Below are 672 nucleotides of genomic sequence, written 5' to 3'. Positions count from 1 at the left end.
ATGCCTACGTTGAAAGTCATAATCAGTTGCCGGAACATGAACAACTGGCCGACTTAGCCAATACATTAAAAGTAGGGCAGTCCGGCTATCTCTATTTGCTCTCTCCTGAAGGCGTTCACCTATATCATCCATTTTTACAAGGTCAGGACAGGTCTCAAATAGCGCATATCCAGCGACAGTTGGAGCTTAAAGAAGGGATTTCGCAGTATTACCATGCCAACCCTCATGAAGCAGGATTAAGGGCGAAGGTGGCGTATTCAAGAAAACTCCCTAGCGGGAATACCTTAGTCGCTTCCACATATAAAGATGAGCTGATGTTTCTGGTTGATCAGGTTCAATTGAAAGAGAAGTTGAGCAAATACGCGTACGGGGAGAGCGGCTACATCTATATTGTCGACCTTCATGGCCAGCGTATCCTTCAAAACAAGTTCGATAACCGTGCCTTCGATTCCGTTGTAGAGTCGACGTCTAAGAGCTTCATTGAACAAGTTCTAAACAAACGAGAAGGGCACGTCAAATTTGACCTGCAAAACGAATCTGGTGTAGCGACCAAGAATATCTTCTACAAGTTCTACCCTTATCTGAATTGGGTTATCGTCGCTGGTATTTCTGAACAAGAGCTAAAAAAGAATCACAGTTTGCTGTTTGTGAGTCTTCTGGCCCTGTTTGTCA

General features: G+C 44.2%; 1 protein-coding gene. It reads left to right on the top strand.

What is annotated here, in order from left to right; all coding sequences use genetic code 11:
- On the top strand, nucleotides 1-672 hold a 672-nt coding region (locus tag KIV40_RS32710; protein ID WP_285353532.1), incomplete at both ends, for a Cache 3/Cache 2 fusion domain-containing protein.

It is taken from the genome of Vibrio sp. D173a, assembly GCF_030248475.1.
The sequence above is the reverse complement of the archived record's forward strand: the minus strand, read 5'-3'. Positions and strand labels throughout refer to the sequence as shown.